Annotated in this window: 13 protein-coding genes and 1 tRNA gene; 3 read left to right on the top strand and 11 right to left on the bottom strand. The window is 64.2% G+C overall.

The annotated features are described in order from the left end of the window. Positions 1–46: 46 nt before the first annotated feature. Both rpoB and DC347_RS02635 read right to left on the bottom strand, forming a co-directional pair. Positions 47–3,556 carry a DNA-directed RNA polymerase subunit beta gene (gene rpoB / locus DC347_RS02640; protein WP_018760463.1) on the bottom strand — a complete coding sequence of 1,170 codons (3,510 nt, stop codon included), beginning with the start codon at positions 3,554–3,556 and terminating at the stop codon, positions 47–49. 297 nt (positions 3,557–3,853) lie between these two features. After that, positions 3,854–4,327: a hypothetical protein gene (locus DC347_RS02635; RefSeq protein ID WP_018760464.1), complete on the bottom strand. Its 474-nt coding sequence runs from the start codon at positions 4,325–4,327 to the stop codon at positions 3,854–3,856. 266 nt (positions 4,328–4,593) lie between these two features. On the opposite strand from DC347_RS02635, the gene DC347_RS02630 reads away from it, so the two are divergent. Together DC347_RS02630 and DC347_RS02625 are read left to right on the top strand one after the other, a co-directional pair. Continuing rightward, positions 4,594–5,793, top strand: a complete 1,200-nt coding sequence (locus DC347_RS02630) for an acetyl-CoA C-acetyltransferase (protein ID WP_026264303.1) — start codon at positions 4,594–4,596, stop codon at positions 5,791–5,793. After that, a complete protein-coding gene (locus tag DC347_RS02625) occupies positions 5,793–6,290 on the top strand; it encodes an aminoacyl-tRNA deacylase (RefSeq protein WP_109044353.1) in 498 nt (165 codons plus the stop codon). Before DC347_RS02630 ends, DC347_RS02625 begins: the two co-directional genes overlap by 1 nt. Positions 6,291–6,369: 79 nt before the next feature. On the opposite strand, the gene rplL is transcribed toward DC347_RS02625, so the two are convergent. The 9 genes from rplL to DC347_RS02580 all read right to left on the bottom strand — a co-directional run bounded on the left by rplL (position 6,370) and on the right by DC347_RS02580 (position 12,933). After that, positions 6,370–6,747, bottom strand: coding sequence for a 50S ribosomal protein L7/L12 (gene rplL / locus DC347_RS02620; RefSeq protein WP_018760467.1), 378 nt, complete (start codon positions 6,745–6,747; stop codon positions 6,370–6,372). A 78-nt stretch (positions 6,748–6,825) separates the two neighbouring features. Continuing rightward, positions 6,826–7,419 (bottom strand): 50S ribosomal protein L10, encoded by a 594-nt coding sequence (rplJ, locus tag DC347_RS02615; RefSeq protein ID WP_018760468.1) that lies wholly within the window; start codon positions 7,417–7,419, stop codon positions 6,826–6,828. Between the two features lie 296 nt (positions 7,420–7,715). After that, a complete protein-coding gene (locus DC347_RS02610) occupies positions 7,716–8,834 on the bottom strand; it encodes a GNAT family N-acetyltransferase (RefSeq protein ID WP_018760469.1) in 1,119 nt (372 codons plus the stop codon). A gap of 7 nt (positions 8,835–8,841) precedes the next feature. Further along, entirely contained in the window at positions 8,842–9,981 is a 1,140-nt protein-coding gene (locus DC347_RS02605; RefSeq protein WP_018760470.1) for a GNAT family N-acetyltransferase, read from the bottom strand. A gap of 115 nt (positions 9,982–10,096) precedes the next feature. Further along, complete coding sequence (gene rplA / locus DC347_RS02600; RefSeq protein ID WP_018760471.1) at positions 10,097–10,804, bottom strand: 50S ribosomal protein L1; 708 nt, start codon at positions 10,802–10,804, stop codon at positions 10,097–10,099. A 179-nt stretch (positions 10,805–10,983) separates the two neighbouring features. Then, positions 10,984–11,415, bottom strand: coding sequence for a 50S ribosomal protein L11 (rplK, locus tag DC347_RS02595; RefSeq protein WP_018760472.1), 432 nt, complete (start codon positions 11,413–11,415; stop codon positions 10,984–10,986). A gap of 128 nt (positions 11,416–11,543) precedes the next feature. Next, complete coding sequence (gene nusG / locus DC347_RS02590) at positions 11,544–12,377, bottom strand: transcription termination/antitermination protein NusG (RefSeq protein WP_109044352.1); 834 nt, start codon at positions 12,375–12,377, stop codon at positions 11,544–11,546. 115 nt (positions 12,378–12,492) lie between these two features. Further along, on the bottom strand, positions 12,493–12,777 hold the full coding sequence (secE, locus tag DC347_RS02585) for a preprotein translocase subunit SecE (RefSeq protein WP_018760474.1): 285 nt from the start codon (positions 12,775–12,777) through the stop codon (positions 12,493–12,495). 83 nt (positions 12,778–12,860) lie between these two features. Then, positions 12,861–12,933 (bottom strand) — tRNA-Trp (locus DC347_RS02580). Positions 12,934–13,210: 277 nt separating this feature from the next. Between DC347_RS02580 and DC347_RS02575 the strand changes: the two genes are divergently transcribed. Continuing rightward, positions 13,211–14,428, top strand: coding sequence for a pyridoxal phosphate-dependent aminotransferase (locus DC347_RS02575; RefSeq protein ID WP_109044351.1), 1,218 nt, complete (start codon positions 13,211–13,213; stop codon positions 14,426–14,428). The last annotated feature ends 12 nt before the right edge of the window (positions 14,429–14,440 follow it).

Genomic DNA, 14,440 nt, shown 5'->3' with positions numbered 1-14,440 from the left:
GGGGGCGTACGACGGCGGGTGGTCACCCGCCGTCGTCAGCCTCCTGCTAGACCTCTTCTACGGAGCTGGGCTCTGCGCGAGACAGATCGATGCCCAGTTCTTCCGCAGCCGTGAAGACTGCGTCATCAGAGTCACGCATTTCAATTGTGGTTCCGTCCGTGGAAAGCACTTCCACGTTCAGGCACAGCGACTGCATTTCCTTGATCAAGACCTTGAAGGATTCGGGAACACCCGGTTCGGGGATGTTCTCGCCCTTGACGATCGCTTCGTAGACCTTCACGCGGCCGTGGATGTCATCCGACTTGATCGTGAGGAGCTCCTGGAGCGTGTAGGCGGCGCCATAAGCTTCGAGCGCCCACACTTCCATTTCACCGAAGCGCTGGCCACCGAACTGTGCCTTACCACCCAGCGGCTGCTGCGTGATCATGGAGTACGGGCCGGTGGAGCGCGCGTGGATCTTGTCGTCCACCAGGTGGTGGAGCTTCAGGATGTACATGTAGCCGACCGAGATCGGATCCGGGAACGGTTCGCCGGAGCGGCCGTCAAACAGGCGGGTCTTGCCCGAGGAGTTGATCAGGCGGTCACCGTCACGGGTCACGTTGGTGGAATCCAGCAGGCCCGTAATTTCCTCCTCGCGGGCACCGTCGAACACCGGCGTGGCAACAGTGGTGGGGCCACTCTCGCGCGGCAGGTTCGGCAGCTGCTTGACCCACTCGGGCTCGCCTTCAATCTTCCAGCCGGTCTTGGCAACCCAGCCGAGGTGCGTTTCGAGCACCTGGCCCACGTTCATGCGGCCCGGAACACCCAGCGGGTTCAGGACGATGTCAACGGGGGTGCCGTCGGCAAGGAAGGGCATGTCCTCGACCGGGAGGATCTTGGAGATAACGCCCTTGTTGCCGTGGCGGCCGGCGAGCTTGTCGCCGTCGGTGATCTTGCGCTTGGCGGCCACGTAGACGCGGACCAGCTGGTTCACGCCCGGGGGCAGCTCGTCGTCGTTGTCGCGGTCGAAGACGCGGACGCCGATGACGGTGCCGGACTCGCCGTGCGGCACCTTCAGGGAGGTGTCGCGCACTTCGCGTGACTTCTCACCGAAGATGGCGCGCAGCAGGCGCTCTTCCGGGGTCAGTTCGGTTTCACCCTTCGGGGTGACCTTACCGACCAGGATGTCGCCTGCTTCAACCTCGGCACCGATGTGGATGATGCCGCGCTCGTCCAGGCCGGCCAGGACTTCCTCGGACACGTTGGGGATGTCACGGGTGATCTCCTCGGCACCAAGCTTGGTGTCGCGGGCATCGATCTCGTGCTCCTCGATGTGGATGGAGGAAAGGACGTCCTCGGCAACGATGCGCTGCGAGAGGATGATGGCGTCCTCGAAGTTGTGGCCTTCCCAGGACATGAATGCCACGAGCAGGTTCTTGCCGAGCGCAAGTTCACCCTGGTCCGTTGCCGGGCCGTCAGCGATGATGCCGCCGACTTCCAGGCGCTGGCCTTCGTTCACCAGGACGCGGTGGTTGTAGCAGTTGCCCTGGTTGGAGCGGGCGAACTTGTTGATGCGGTAGTTAGTCTCGGTGCCGTCGTCGTTGAGCATGATGACGAGCTCGGCGGAAACCTCGGTGACCACACCGGCCTTCTTGGCGATGACAACGTCACCTGCGTCGACGGCGGCGGCGCGTTCCATGCCGGTACCCACGAACGGGGCCTCGGAACGGACCAGCGGCACGGCCTGGCGCTGCATGTTGGCACCCATGAGTGCACGGTTGGCGTCGTCGTGCTCCAGGAACGGAATCAGGGCGGTTGCCACGGACACCATCTGGCGCGGGGAGACGTCCATGAACTCGACGTCGGCGGCGGGAACCAGGACGGGCTCGCCTCCACCACCACGGGCACGGACCAGGACAGTGTCCTCGGCGAACTTGTTGTTCTCGTCCAGCGGGGCGTTGGCCTGCGCGATCAGCACCTCGGCCTCGTCGTCGGCCGTCAGGTACTGGACGTCGTCGGACACGACGCCGTCCTTGACCAGCCGGTACGGGGTTTCGATGAAACCGAACGGGTTGATCCGGCCGTAGGACGCCAGCGAACCGATCAGGCCGATGTTCGGGCCTTCAGGAGTTTCGATGGGGCACATACGTCCGTAGTGGGACGGGTGCACGTCACGGACTTCCATGCCGGCACGGTCACGGGACAGACCACCCGGGCCAAGCGCGGACAGGCGGCGCTTGTGGGTCAGGCCCGAGAGCGGGTTGTTCTGGTCCATGAACTGGGACAGCTGGGACGTTCCGAAGAACTCCTTGATGGCTGCAACCACAGGGCGGATGTTGATCAGGGTCTGCGGCGTGATGGCCTCGACATCCTGGGTGGTCATACGCTCGCGGACGACGCGCTCCATGCGGGACAGGCCGGTGCGGACCTGGTTCTCGATAAGCTCGCCGACGGCGCGGATGCGGCGGTTGCCGAAGTGGTCGATATCGTCGATTTCGACGCGCAGGTCCACTTCCTGGCCATCGCGGGTGCCCTTGATGGTCTTCTCGCCGGCGTGCAGCGCGACGAGGAACTTGATCATGGCAACGATGTCTTCAACGTGCAGGACCGAGGCTTCCTTGTCGCCAAGGGAGCGGTCGATGCCGAGCTTGCGGTTGATCTTGTAGCGGCCAACCTTGGCCAGATCGTAGCGCTTGGAGTTGAAGTACAGGTTGTCCAGCAGGGACTGGGCAGCCTCGACGGTGGGCGGCTCGCCCGGACGCAGCTTGCGGTAGATGTCCAGCAGGGCGTCTTCGCGGGTCTCGGTGGCGTCCTTCTCCAGGGTTGCCCGCATGGAGTCGTACTGGCCGAACTCTTCGAGGATCTGGCCTTCGGTCCAGCCGAGGGCCTTCAGCAGGACGGTGACGGACTGCTTGCGCTTGCGGTCGAGGCGGACACCTACCTGGTCGCGCTTGTCGATCTCGAGCTCGAACCAGGCACCGCGGGACGGGATGATCTTGGCGGTGAAGATGTCCTTGTCGCTGGTCTTGTCAGCGGCGCGCTCGAAGTAGGCGCCCGGCGAACGGACCAGCTGTGAGACGACGACACGCTCGGTGCCGTTGACCACGAAGGTACCCTTCTCGGTCATCAGCGGGAAGTCGCCCATGAACACGGTCTGCTGCTTGATTTCGCCCGTGTTGTTGTTCATGAACTCGGCCTTCACGTACAGCGGAGCCGAGTACGTTGCGTCCCGGTCCTTACACTCGGCCATTGTGTACTTGGGGTCAGCGAACTCCGGATCGGAGAAGCTCAGGGACATGGTGCCCTGGAAGTCCTCAATCGGGGAGATCTCTTCAAAGATGTCCGACAGGCCGGACGTGGTGGCGACGCTGAGATCGTTTTCTTCGACAGCCTTTGCCACGCGTGCCTGCCAGCGCTCATTGCCGACCAGCCAGTCGAAGCTGTCTGTCTGCAGGGCAAGCAGATTCGGAACGTCAAGAGGTTCGTGAATCTTTGCGAATGAGAGCCGGCGAGTGGCACCATCAGTGCTGTCGGCGGTGTTAGCGGTTTCGTTATTAGAGGTGCTCGAGGCGACCAAGAGGGATCCTTCCACAGACCTTCAGGCGTTTTCAGATCTCCCCCGCTGTGCACCCTGCGGAGTGACTCCGCAGCGCTACCATCCGGTTCCGCTATATGACCCGGGACCCGCGCTGACGATGCTGTGACGTTGTCACGGCACGTTTATTGCCAGCTGCCAGGCAAAGCCCACCGCTATATGAAGGCTGAAGGTAAACAGGGAAGACGCAAATATCTACGATACGGCAAAACAACCTACGTGTCTACCCCACATCCGGCCGGATTGCAAGCACCTGTTTCACGCTGTGCACCGGGCACCCTACAGGCGCAGCGTGACGCCTTCCGCCGTGCAGGTTCCCGAGTTGGCGAAGACGGCGTCACGCACGGCGTCCTTGGACTCCTGGGCGGGCGTGCCGCCGGACTCAGCGGCAGCCGAGTGGTCGATCGCAAGCAGGCTGAGCGAGGCGAAGAGTCCCTCAAGGTCGCCGGAAACCGTGGCTTTGGCATCTTGGGCCTTCAGGTAGACGTCCTCGTAGCCTTTTGCATCGGTGGGGGAAACGGCAGCATAGTCCGCGAACAATGTGTTGAAGAGCTCACAGGCTTCCTTGGTACCCGCAGCCGCGTTGCCGGCGCCTGTTGACGTTGCTGACGCACGGGGCGTGCTGCCATCGCTGGACCGGACCGAGGGCGAAGCGGACGGCTGAGTTGAGTCCGCCGGCGACGGTGTCGATACCGAGCAGCCGGTGAGCGCGGCAACGGCGGCAAGGGCTGCTGCGGCAAATGTCGTCTTCATGTTCTCGCTCCGTCCGTCACGGCCCCGGAACCGGTGTCCCCCTGGAAAGCCTCGCCCACCACCCTACGCAAGCCGCCGCCGTCGTGCACAATGCCGGGATGGGGACCTCTCCCCCGCCTGCCGCGGCCTCCCGCCCGGAGGGGAGGATTCCTGCCGCAACCGGGACGCCGGAATGCACACAGACGATTCGGCGTTTGAGTATATGGGTGACCAGGCTCACGATAGCCTTGGTGGCTTACACCTGAACCGGATTGAAAGTGATGACCATGGGCAACTCTCCTGACAACAGTGACGTTGTCATCCTTGCAGCAGCGCGGACCCCGCAGGGCCGCATCAACGGCCAACTGTCCAGCCTGACGGCGGTGGACCTCGGCGCCCACGCCATCAGGGCTGCCTTGGCGGCCAGCGGCATTGATGCAGCCGACGTGGAAGCCGTGATCATGGGCCAGGTACTGCAGGCGGGTGCCGGCCAAAACCCTGCGCGGCAAAGCTCCATCGGCGCCGGGATCGGCTGGAACGTCCCCGCCGTGACGGTCAATAAGGTATGCCTCTCCGGGCTCACCGCCGTGATCGACGCCGCCCGCATGATCCGGGCCGGCGAAGCAGCCGTGGTGGTGGCCGGCGGCCAGGAATCCATGAGCCGGGCACCGCACCTGCTCCCCGGGTCCCGCCAGGGATGGACCTACGGCTCCATCCAGGCACTGGACGCAGCCGCCCACGACGGTTTGACCGACGCCTTCGACGGCGAGTCCATGGGGTTGTCCACCGAGACGCGCAACCTCACCCTGGGCATCGACCGGACCTCCCAGGACAACGTGGCCGCACAGTCCCACCAACGCGCGGCCCTCGCGGCAAAGAACGGAACGTTCGACGGCGAAATCGCCCCGGTCAGCGTGAAGCAGCGGAAGGGCGATCCACTGGTGGTGGACACCGACGAGGGCGTGCGCCCCAACACCTCCGTGGAGTCGCTCGCCGGGCTGCGCGCCGCATTCGTTACGGACGGAACCATCACGGCCGGCAACTCTTCTCCCCTGTCCGACGGCGCCACCGCACTGGTGCTCGCTTCCCGCGCCTACGCCGACGAACACGGCCTGGAGTACCTGGCCGTCGTCGGGAAGCCGGGCCAGGTTGCCGGACCGGACAACTCCCTGCATTCACAGCCTTCGCACGCGATCATGAATGCCCTCGGCAAAGCCGGCTGGGGCACGGCCGACCTGGACTTCATCGAGATCAACGAGGCCTTCGGTTCCGTTGCCGTGCAGTCGCTCAAGGATTTGGACTACCCCCTGGAAAAGTGCAACATCCATGGCGGGGCGATCGCCCTGGGACATCCGATCGGGGCTTCCGGGGCGCGGCTGGCCGCGCACGCCGCCCATGAGCTGAAGCGCCGCGGTACAGGCAAGGCCGCGGTGGCACTGTGCGGCGGAGGGGGGCAGGGCGAAGCGCTCCTGCTCTACCGCGACTAATGGCGGGCCTGACCGCAAACGGAACGGACGGCGTCGGGCGGGAACGTTTCCTGGCCGACGTCGCCGCGCGCGGCCTGCACGTTGACGTCGTGGAACGTCCGCAGGCACGCAGCCTCGCGGAAGCGGCCGATATCCTGGGCATCCCGCCGGCCGACATTGTGAAGTCACTGGTGGTCAAGCACAAGGACGGTTCATTCCTGTTCGCGCTGGTTCCGGGCGACCGGCAGATTTCCTGGCCGAAACTCCGGTCCCTGCTGGGCGTCAACAAGCTCTCGCTGCCACCGGCAGACGTTGCCCTGGAAGTGACCGGCTACGAGCGTGGCACCATCACGCCGCTGGGCAGCACCACGGCATGGCCTGTCTATGCCGACGCCACGATCACCGGGCGCAGGATCTCCATGGGCGCCGGAGCCCACGGCTACAGTGCGTTCGTTGACGCCGACTCGCTGACCGCAGCCCTGGATGCCGTAGTCGCCGACATCTCAGATCCCGGCTGACCCTTCGGCCCCGCTTAAAGCAGGAAACCCCGCCCAACTGGCTCGCAGTGGGGCGGGGTTTCCCGAGGAAAAGGCGTTGTTACTTGAGGGTAACGGTGGCGCCTGCAGCCTCGAGCTGCTCCTTGGCCTTCTCGGCAGCTTCCTTGTTGGCGCCTTCGAGAACAGCCTTGGGGGCGCTGTCAACCAGGTCCTTGGCTTCCTTGAGGCCGAGGGAGGTGATGGCGCGAACTTCCTTGATGACGGCGATCTTCTTGTCACCGGCAGATTCGAGGATGACGTCGAAGTCGGTCTTCTCTTCAACCTCTTCAGCAGCTCCGCCACCGGCGGGGCCGGCAACTGCAACAGCAGCGGCGGTAACTTCGAAGGTCTCTTCGAAGAGCTTGACGAACTCGGAGAGCTCGATGATGGTCAGTTCCTTGAAAGCTTCAATGAGCTCTTCGTTGCTGAGCTTCGCCATGGTTGGCGTCCTTCCTGTTGTGGTGTCCGAGCGGCGCGGAGCCGGGCCTGACACCGGAGTCTGGTGGGGTAAAGAGAATTAGTTCTCTTCGGCAGCGGCAGCTTCGGCGGGTGCCTCGGCTACTGCTTCAGCTGAAGAGTCAGCAGATTCTTCAGCGGCAGGCGCTTCGGCAGCTGCCGGTGCACCGTTCTCTTCTTCAAGCTTGAGGCGCAGTGCGTCGATGATGCGTGCAGCTGCGGCGGCGGGTGCCTTGAGGACGCCCGCAACCTTGGCGAGCTGCAGCTCACGGGACTCGAGGGCAGCCAGGGCTGCAACCTCGGTGGCGTCCAATGCCTTGCCCTCGAAGTAACCGGTCTTGATGACCAGCTGCTTGTTGGCCTTGGCAAAATCCGTCAGGCTCTTGGCAGCGGCAACTGCGTCACCCTTGATGAACGCGATTGCAGTGGGGCCGGCAAGCTGGCCGTCGAATGCTTCGACGCCGGCTTCCTTGGCTGCAATGGCGGTCAGGGTGTTCTTGACGACCGCGAACTTGGTGTCCTGGCCGAGAGAAACACGCAGCTGCTTGAGCTGTGCAACGGTGAGCCCGCGGTATTCGGTCAGGACAGCGGCGTTCGATTCCTTGAAATCGTTAGTGATCTCAGCTACTGCTGAAACCTTGGTAGGCGTTGCCATAACCCTCCTTCCGGGGATAGTGCCGGTATTCGACGGTCCCCGCTCAAGAGAGCTAAAACTAAAAACGCCCCGCGCAGATGCACGGGGCTTGGCTCAACACGGCTGAGCCGTGGAGCTTTGCTTCGTTCACCTGCGCCGGCCGCCCTGCGTTGAGGGTCCTTCGTCCGGAAACCTACTGTGGCCTCCGGCGCACAACTGCAGAGTTGAGCCATGAACAGGAGAGTGGATTTCCAACAACCGACGGTCTTTGGTACTCCCAGCTTACGTGAGGGAGCACCGGTCCGCCAAATCGGGCGTCAGCTGGTGCTGGTCCGCAAGGTGGGAAGTTCCTTTTGCCAGATACCCGTCACCCCTGCCGTCTGGAACCCAAGCTGCTTGTTGACCGTCAGCAGGTACCGGTTCTCGGGGGCATTCCAGGTGTAGATGATGCGGGCATCCGGGAACTGCTCGCTGAGCCGCTCCATGTTGGCCACTTTGATCAGCAGGCCCAGCTTGTTGCCGCGGTGCTCCTGCAGGACCAAGGTATCGTCCTGGAAAACGACGTCGGCGCGGTGGGCCAGCACGGTGATGGTGGTCAGTCCCACCAGCGATCCCGTGGCGATGTGCTCGACGGCGGTGACCACCGTCCGCCTTCCCTGCGCGATGGCGACGTCTTCGGCCTCACGCAGGATCCCGCCGTCGAACACCATGTCCTGCTCAACCGGCACGTCCAGGGAGGGGTCGACGTCGGCACCCGCCTGGTTCTCCAAGACCGCCACGGCCTCCAGCCACTGGTCCGGGCAGCGGTCCGTCCAATGGTGCAGCCGGTACCGGCCGCCATTGGCTTCCTCGGCCTCAGCCTGGAGGTCGGCCACCAGCTTCGTGTCGAGGGGAAGCAGGCAGGAACTGAACTGCTCAATGTGCTGGAGTGTGTACCCGGTCCGCTGCGCGAACTCCACCTCCCGGCTTTCCAAGGGAACGAACCCCTGGCCGGTGCCCGGGACCAACTGGGCCTGACCAAATTCGTGGAGTGATGCGCCGGGGTGGTTGGTGTCCACCAGGATCATGGTGCGTCCCTCGCCGCGAGCCAGCTGTTCGGCCGCCTCAAGCAGGCGCCGGCCCACGCCCTGGCGCTGGAACTCGGGCAGGATGTCCAGGGTGAGTTCGGCAAGGTCCAGGTGGTCCGTCAGCGGCAGCGCGATGTCCACAGTGCCCACGATGTCTCCGTCCACCTTGGCGACGAGGATCAGCTGCCGCTCATAGGGATCAGCGAACTCGAGCAGTTTTTCCAGCGGACCGTAGGCGAGATCGTCACTCCCCCAGGTCTGCATCCGCACCTTGCGCCCCACCTCGACGGCGGCCAGGAAGTCGGCTGCGTCCGGGGTGTCCAGGGAATCCGGAATCCACAGCTGTTCGATCTTTACGTCTATCGCCATTCGGGCATCATCCCAGCCGTTTCTGCCACTCACCTTCATAGCCGGCAGGCTTGAATCCAAGTGCGGTATTAATCGCCAGCATATGCTGGTTTTCGCTGGCATTCCATGTCAGGACCGAGCGCGCCGGAAGCCACTTTTCCTGCGCGCGGCGGAGGTTGGCCACCTTGACCAGCATGCCCAGCCGATGCCCGCGATGCTCTGCCGACACCAAGGTGTCTTGCTGGATCAGCGACTCCGGCACCTCGGGGCGCCAGGTGAGGACCGTGTACGCCACCAGCTCGCCAGTGGGCCGGTGCACGGCGGCCGCCACGGAAGACTGGACGCCACTGCGGACAAGGGCCGATTCGTCCCCCCGGACCCGGGCCGCATCCCAGTCCTCGCGTTCCCAGTCCATGCCCGCGGTAGGCGCATCCGTGCTCATCCGCTCCTTGAGCCGGGCAAAGGCGGCAACAAGCTCTTCCGGGCAACGATCATCCCAGGCCGTCAGCGTGTAGCACTCTGCACGCGCGATCCCTTCCGCTTCGAGCCGGGCCAGCCGGTCACCAGCCACGGGCAGGGCCAGCCGGCTGGAGCGTTCCACCTGTTCCAGCTGGTAGCCGGCGGACAGGGCAAAAGCGCTAGCGGGGTGGTCCAGTGGCAAGTGCCCGGCCCCGGACTTCGCGGCCAGCCTGCCGGCGCCATGTCCCGAAGCGTCCAGGGGTATTTCATGGAAGCCGCCAAGGGATGACCGACCCCGGGAGTGGGCCACGGCCTCGACATGGCCCAGCAGCGCACGCCCGATCCCCTGGCGGCGCCAGCGGGGAACCACCAGGACCTCAATGCCCGCCGTGGCCGTGTTGTCCCGCAGCGGGAAGGTGACCGAGCACAGGCCCACCGGTTCGCTGCCGATCCGGGCCAGGAAGAGCTGCCGTTCTTCATAGGGGTTGCCACGCCAGTACTCAAGCGCCTCCTTGTCGGTCAGGCAGCGCTCCAGGCTTCCCCACACAGCCATGTCCTCCGCTGCCCGCATGGACTGGCACTCCCGGAAGTCCACCAACGTACCGGAGGGACCTTGGCCGCTTCCGGCGGCAGGGATCGCGACGGCGGCAATCACCAGTACGTCACGTGCCGGCAGAGGCGGGACGCCAGCGGGGTCCGGATTATCCATGCAGCCAGCTTAGGCAAATACGCCGGACAACAAAGGAGCCCGCCCCGGCGCATGCGCGTCGGGGCGGGCTCCTGATGCTCCGGGCTCAGCCCGGGGCAGGAACTTTCATCAAGGACTAGGCCTCGGTGAGCACCTTGGTGACGTTGGGGTCGACAGAGATGCCGGGACCGAACGTGGTGGCAACGGTGGCCTTCTGGATGTAGCGGCCCTTGGCAGCGGACGGCTTCAGGCGAAGGACCTCTTCCAGGGCTGCTGCGTAGTTCTCGGCCAGCTTGATGGCGTCGAACGACACCTTGCCGATGATGAAGTGCAGGTTGGAGTGCTTGTCGACGCGGAAGTCGATCTTTCCACCCTTGATGTCGTTGACGGCCTTGGTGACATCGGGGGTCACGGTGCCCGTCTTCGGGTTCGGCATCAGGTTACGCGGACCAAGGACCTTACCGAGGCGGCCAACCTTGCCCATGAGGTCAGGGGTGGCAACGGCTGCGTCGAAGTCGGTCCAGCCGGCGGCGATCTTTTCGATCAGGTCGTCGGAACCAACGAAGTCGGCGCCGGCTGCGATTGCTGCCTCAGCCTTGTCGCCCGTGGCGAAGACCAGGACGCGGGCGGTCTTACCGGTGCCGTGGGGCAGGTTGACCGTACCGCGGACCATCTGGTCGGCCTTGCGGGGGTCAACGCCCAGGCGGAAAGCCACCTCGACGGTTGCGTCGAACTTGGACGGGTTGGTGTCCTTGGCCAGCGTTACTGCCTCGAACGGTGCGTAGTGCTTCTCCGCGTCGATCTTGGCGGCTGCTGCCTCATATGCTTTGCTGCGCTTTGCCATGCTGCTTATTTCTCCTTGTGCAGTTGTGGTCTGCGGACCGCGCTGGGCCCTGCCACAGTCGGTGGTCCGGTTCGTTATCCGGCCCGGATGCCCGACATTTCATTGTGTTTGGTGCCGGTGTCCCGGCGGTGCCGCCCGTCGTCGTCAATTACCTTGACGCTGGACAGCGGGAAGGGTGGTTAGCCCTCGACGGTGATACCCATGGAGCGGGCGGTGCCGGCGATGATCTTGGCTGCGCCTTCGAGGCTGGTGGCGTTGAGGTCTTCCATCTTGGTGGAGGCGATCTCGTTGACCTGGGCCTGGGTCAGCTTGGCAACCTTGACGGTGTGCGGGGTGGATGAACCCTTGGCAACGCCTGCAGCCTTCTTGATGAGCTCTGCAGCCGGCGGGGTCTTGGTGATGAACGTGAAGGAACGGTCCTCGTAGACCGTGATTTCCACGGGGATGACGTTTCCGCGCTGGGCTTCCGTCGCAGCGTTGTACGCCTTGCAGAATTCCATGATGTTGACACCGTGCTGGCCAAGCGCGGGACCGATCGGCGGGGCCGGGTTGGCGGCACCTGCCTGGATCTGCAGCTTGATGAGGCCGGTGACCTTCTTCTTGGGAGCCAATGTAGGGTCCTTCTCTCAATAACGTCCTGGGGCACAGGAGCGTGCCTCAGGTTTGTGGCCGCCATGGCAAGGCGGCCGGCCGTTCCGGCGCCGCTAAGCGGGCGGTGCCGGAACGAATTCTCGGTTGGTCAGATCTTGGTGACCTGGTTGAACGCCAGGGTGACGGGCGTTTCGCGCTCGAAGATGGAGACCAGCACCACGAGGGTCTGGGACTCGGGCTTGATCTCGGAGATCGTGGCGGGAAGGGTCTCGAACGGGCCTTCCTTGACGATGACGGACTCGCCGACCTCGAAGTCGACGGCCACGGGAGCCTGGTTCTGCTTGTTGACCGGCTTGCCCTTCTCGGCCTGCTCTTCCTCGAAGACCGGGGCGAGCATGGAGAAGACCTCGTCCAGGCGCAGCGGGACCGGGTTGTGGGCGTTGCCCACGAAGCCGGTTACGCCGGGGGTGTGGCGGACGGCGCCCCAGGAGGCGTCGGTCAGGTCCATGCGGACCAGGACGTAACCGGGGATGCGGACGCGGTTGATCACCTTGCGCTGGGCGTTCTTGATCTCCACGACTTCTTCCATGGGCACCTGGATTTCGAAGATGTAATCTTCCATGTCCAGGGTCTGGATGCGGGTTTCAAGGTTGGCCTTCACGCGGTTCTCGTAACCTGCGTAGGAGTGGATGACGTACCAGTCACCCTCCTGGCGGCGCAGTTTGGCCTTGAACTCCTCGGCGGGATCAGCGGCTGCGGCGGCCGCTGCGGCGGCCGCTGCGGCGGCGAGGGCGTCGGCGGACTCGTCGTCGCCGTCTTCCGTGGCGTCGGCTTCTTCACCGGCGGCACCGTCAGCATCGGAGCCGGCGTCGTCGGATTCGGGCGCGAAGGACTCAACCTCGGACTCTTCACCGGCTTCTGCCGCGACGTCCTGGGACTCTTCCAGCCCAGACTCGGTTACCTCGAGCTCCTGCTCAGACACTTGGTCTCCTGCTTCCTCATTGCCTAACATGCCTATTTAAATGGCTCAATTCCGCACACCGGCGCTTCCCTTCCGGTTTCCCGGACGAAACACGCGGCCTGCGGACCATCCAGCCTTAGCTGTCCGTCGAGCCGGTACCGCCGAAGATCCAGCTGACAGCGGTTCCGAAACCAATGTCCAGCAGGCTGACGATGACCATCATGATGGCCACGAACACCAGCACCACGAGCGTGTAGTTGATCAGTTCCTTGCGGGTGGGGGCCACAACCTTCTTGAGTTCGCCAATGATCTGGCGGACAAAGAGAGCAATGCGGGCGAAGAAGCTTGCCTTGGCTTCCTTCTTAGCTGGGCGGCCCTTGGAGCTGCTGGCAGCTGTTTCGGTCACCTGGTCCTCGCTCATCTTTGCAATGGTGGATTACCCGGCCCTGATCAGAACCATGGTTGCTGCGCCTGCCCCGGGCTTTCGCCCGGAGACAGCTTGCGCAGGGCAGACAGGACTCGAACCTGCAACCTGCGGTTTTGGAGACCGCTGCGCTACCAATTGCGCCACTACCCTATGGAGTGAATGCCACTCTTTGACGACCCATGCACCAGTTTGAACTGGGGCGCACGCCATCATCCGTGTTTCAACACCGGTGAACCAGTCTACGCAAGAAGTCCGCGTAGGTAAAACCGGCCCGACCCGGCCCATCCGCCGGCCGGTCCGACTTGTGCAGCAGTCAGCAGTCACAAAACCAAACCGGCTCCCCGGAGGGTCCGCTGAACAGCTTAGAGTAGAACTCGTCGAAACCCACATTCCAGCCTTCAGGCTGCAAGCGAAGAACGGACCTGCCATGTCTGCCGCCCGCGTTTCCAAGCGCATATCCGCAATTGCCGAATCCGCAACCCTTGCCGTTGATGCCAAGGCGAAGGCGCTCAAGGCAGCAGGCCGGCCGGTTATTGGCTTCGGCGCGGGCGAACCCGACTTCCCCACCCCGGACTACATTGTCCAGGCCGCCATCGAAGCGGCCGGCCAGCCCAAGTACCACCGCTATTCCCCTGCGGGCGGCTTGCCGGAGCTGAAGAAGGCCATTGCCGAAAAGACCCTCCGGGACTCGGGCTATACCGTTGACCCCTCGCAGGTGCTGGTCACCAACGGCGGCAAGCAGGCTGTGTACAACACGTTCGCCACCTTGGTGGATCCGGGCGACGAAGTGATCGTGCCCACCCCGTTCTGGACCACCTACCCCGAGGCGATCCGCCTGGCCGGCGGCGTGCCCGTGGAAGTTTTCGCAGGGCCCGAGCAGGAGTACCTGGTAACCGTCGAGCAGTTGGAAGCGGCTGTCACGGACAAGACGAAGATCCTGTTGTTCGTCTCGCCGTCGAACCCCACCGGCGCTGTCTACTCGCCGGAGCAGGTGGCTGAGATCGGCAAGTGGGCCGCAGCAAAGGGCCTCTGGGTTGTCACGGACGAGATCTACGAGCACCTCACCTACGACGGCGTCCCCTTCACCTCCATCGCCACTGCAGCCCCCGAACTTGGCGACAAGGTGGTCATCCTCAACGGCGTCGCCAAGACGTACGCGATGACCGGCTGGCGCGTTGGCTGGATGATCGGCCCCGCCGACGTCATCAAGGCCGCCACCAACCTGCAGTCGCACGCCACGTCCAACGTCTCCAACATCATGCAGATTGCGGCCCTCGCCGCCGTGTCCGGTCCGCTGACCGCGGTCGATGAGATGAAGGTGGCCTTCGACCGCCGCCGCAAGGCCATCGTCGCCGGCCTGAACGCCATTGACGGCGTGGAATGCCCGACGCCGAAGGGCGCCTTCTACGTCTACGCGGACGTCCGGGGGCTGCTGGGCAAGGAATTCCCCACCGCGTCAGGCACCGCCACGCCTCAGACGTCTGCCGAGCTGGCCGCCCTGATCCTGGATGAGGTAGAGGTGGCTGTGGTCCCCGGCGAGGCGTTCGGCCCGTCCGGATTCGTGCGCCTCTCCTACGCACTGGGCGATGACGACCTCGCCACCGGCGTCCAGCGCCTGCAGGACTTCCTGGGCAAGGCCCAGTAGACGCCCGCTCAC

It is taken from the genome of Pseudarthrobacter sp. AG30, assembly GCF_003116525.1.
Taxonomy (GTDB): domain Bacteria; phylum Actinomycetota; class Actinomycetes; order Actinomycetales; family Micrococcaceae; genus Arthrobacter.
Note: the sequence above shows the minus strand (reverse complement) of the source record. Positions and strands in the feature narration are given on the sequence as shown.

Coding starts and splice junctions, on each gene's coding strand:
- rplA (WP_018760471.1), bottom strand. CDS start 10,804: ATGGCAAAGCGCAGCAAAGCATATGAGGCAGCAGCCGCCAAGATCGAC.
- DC347_RS02635 (WP_018760464.1), bottom strand. CDS start 4,327: ATGAAGACGACATTTGCCGCAGCAGCCCTTGCCGCCGTTGCCGCGCTC.
- secE (WP_018760474.1), bottom strand. CDS start 12,777: ATGAGCGAGGACCAGGTGACCGAAACAGCTGCCAGCAGCTCCAAGGGC.
- DC347_RS02625 (WP_109044353.1), top strand. CDS start 5,793: ATGGCGGGCCTGACCGCAAACGGAACGGACGGCGTCGGGCGGGAACGT.
- DC347_RS02630 (WP_026264303.1), top strand. CDS start 4,594: ATGGGCAACTCTCCTGACAACAGTGACGTTGTCATCCTTGCAGCAGCG.
- rplL (WP_018760467.1), bottom strand. CDS start 6,747: ATGGCGAAGCTCAGCAACGAAGAGCTCATTGAAGCTTTCAAGGAACTG.
- rplJ (WP_018760468.1), bottom strand. CDS start 7,419: ATGGCAACGCCTACCAAGGTTTCAGCAGTAGCTGAGATCACTAACGAT.
- DC347_RS02575 (WP_109044351.1), top strand. CDS start 13,211: ATGTCTGCCGCCCGCGTTTCCAAGCGCATATCCGCAATTGCCGAATCC.
- DC347_RS02605 (WP_018760470.1), bottom strand. CDS start 9,981: ATGGATAATCCGGACCCCGCTGGCGTCCCGCCTCTGCCGGCACGTGAC.
- DC347_RS02610 (WP_018760469.1), bottom strand. CDS start 8,834: ATGGCGATAGACGTAAAGATCGAACAGCTGTGGATTCCGGATTCCCTG.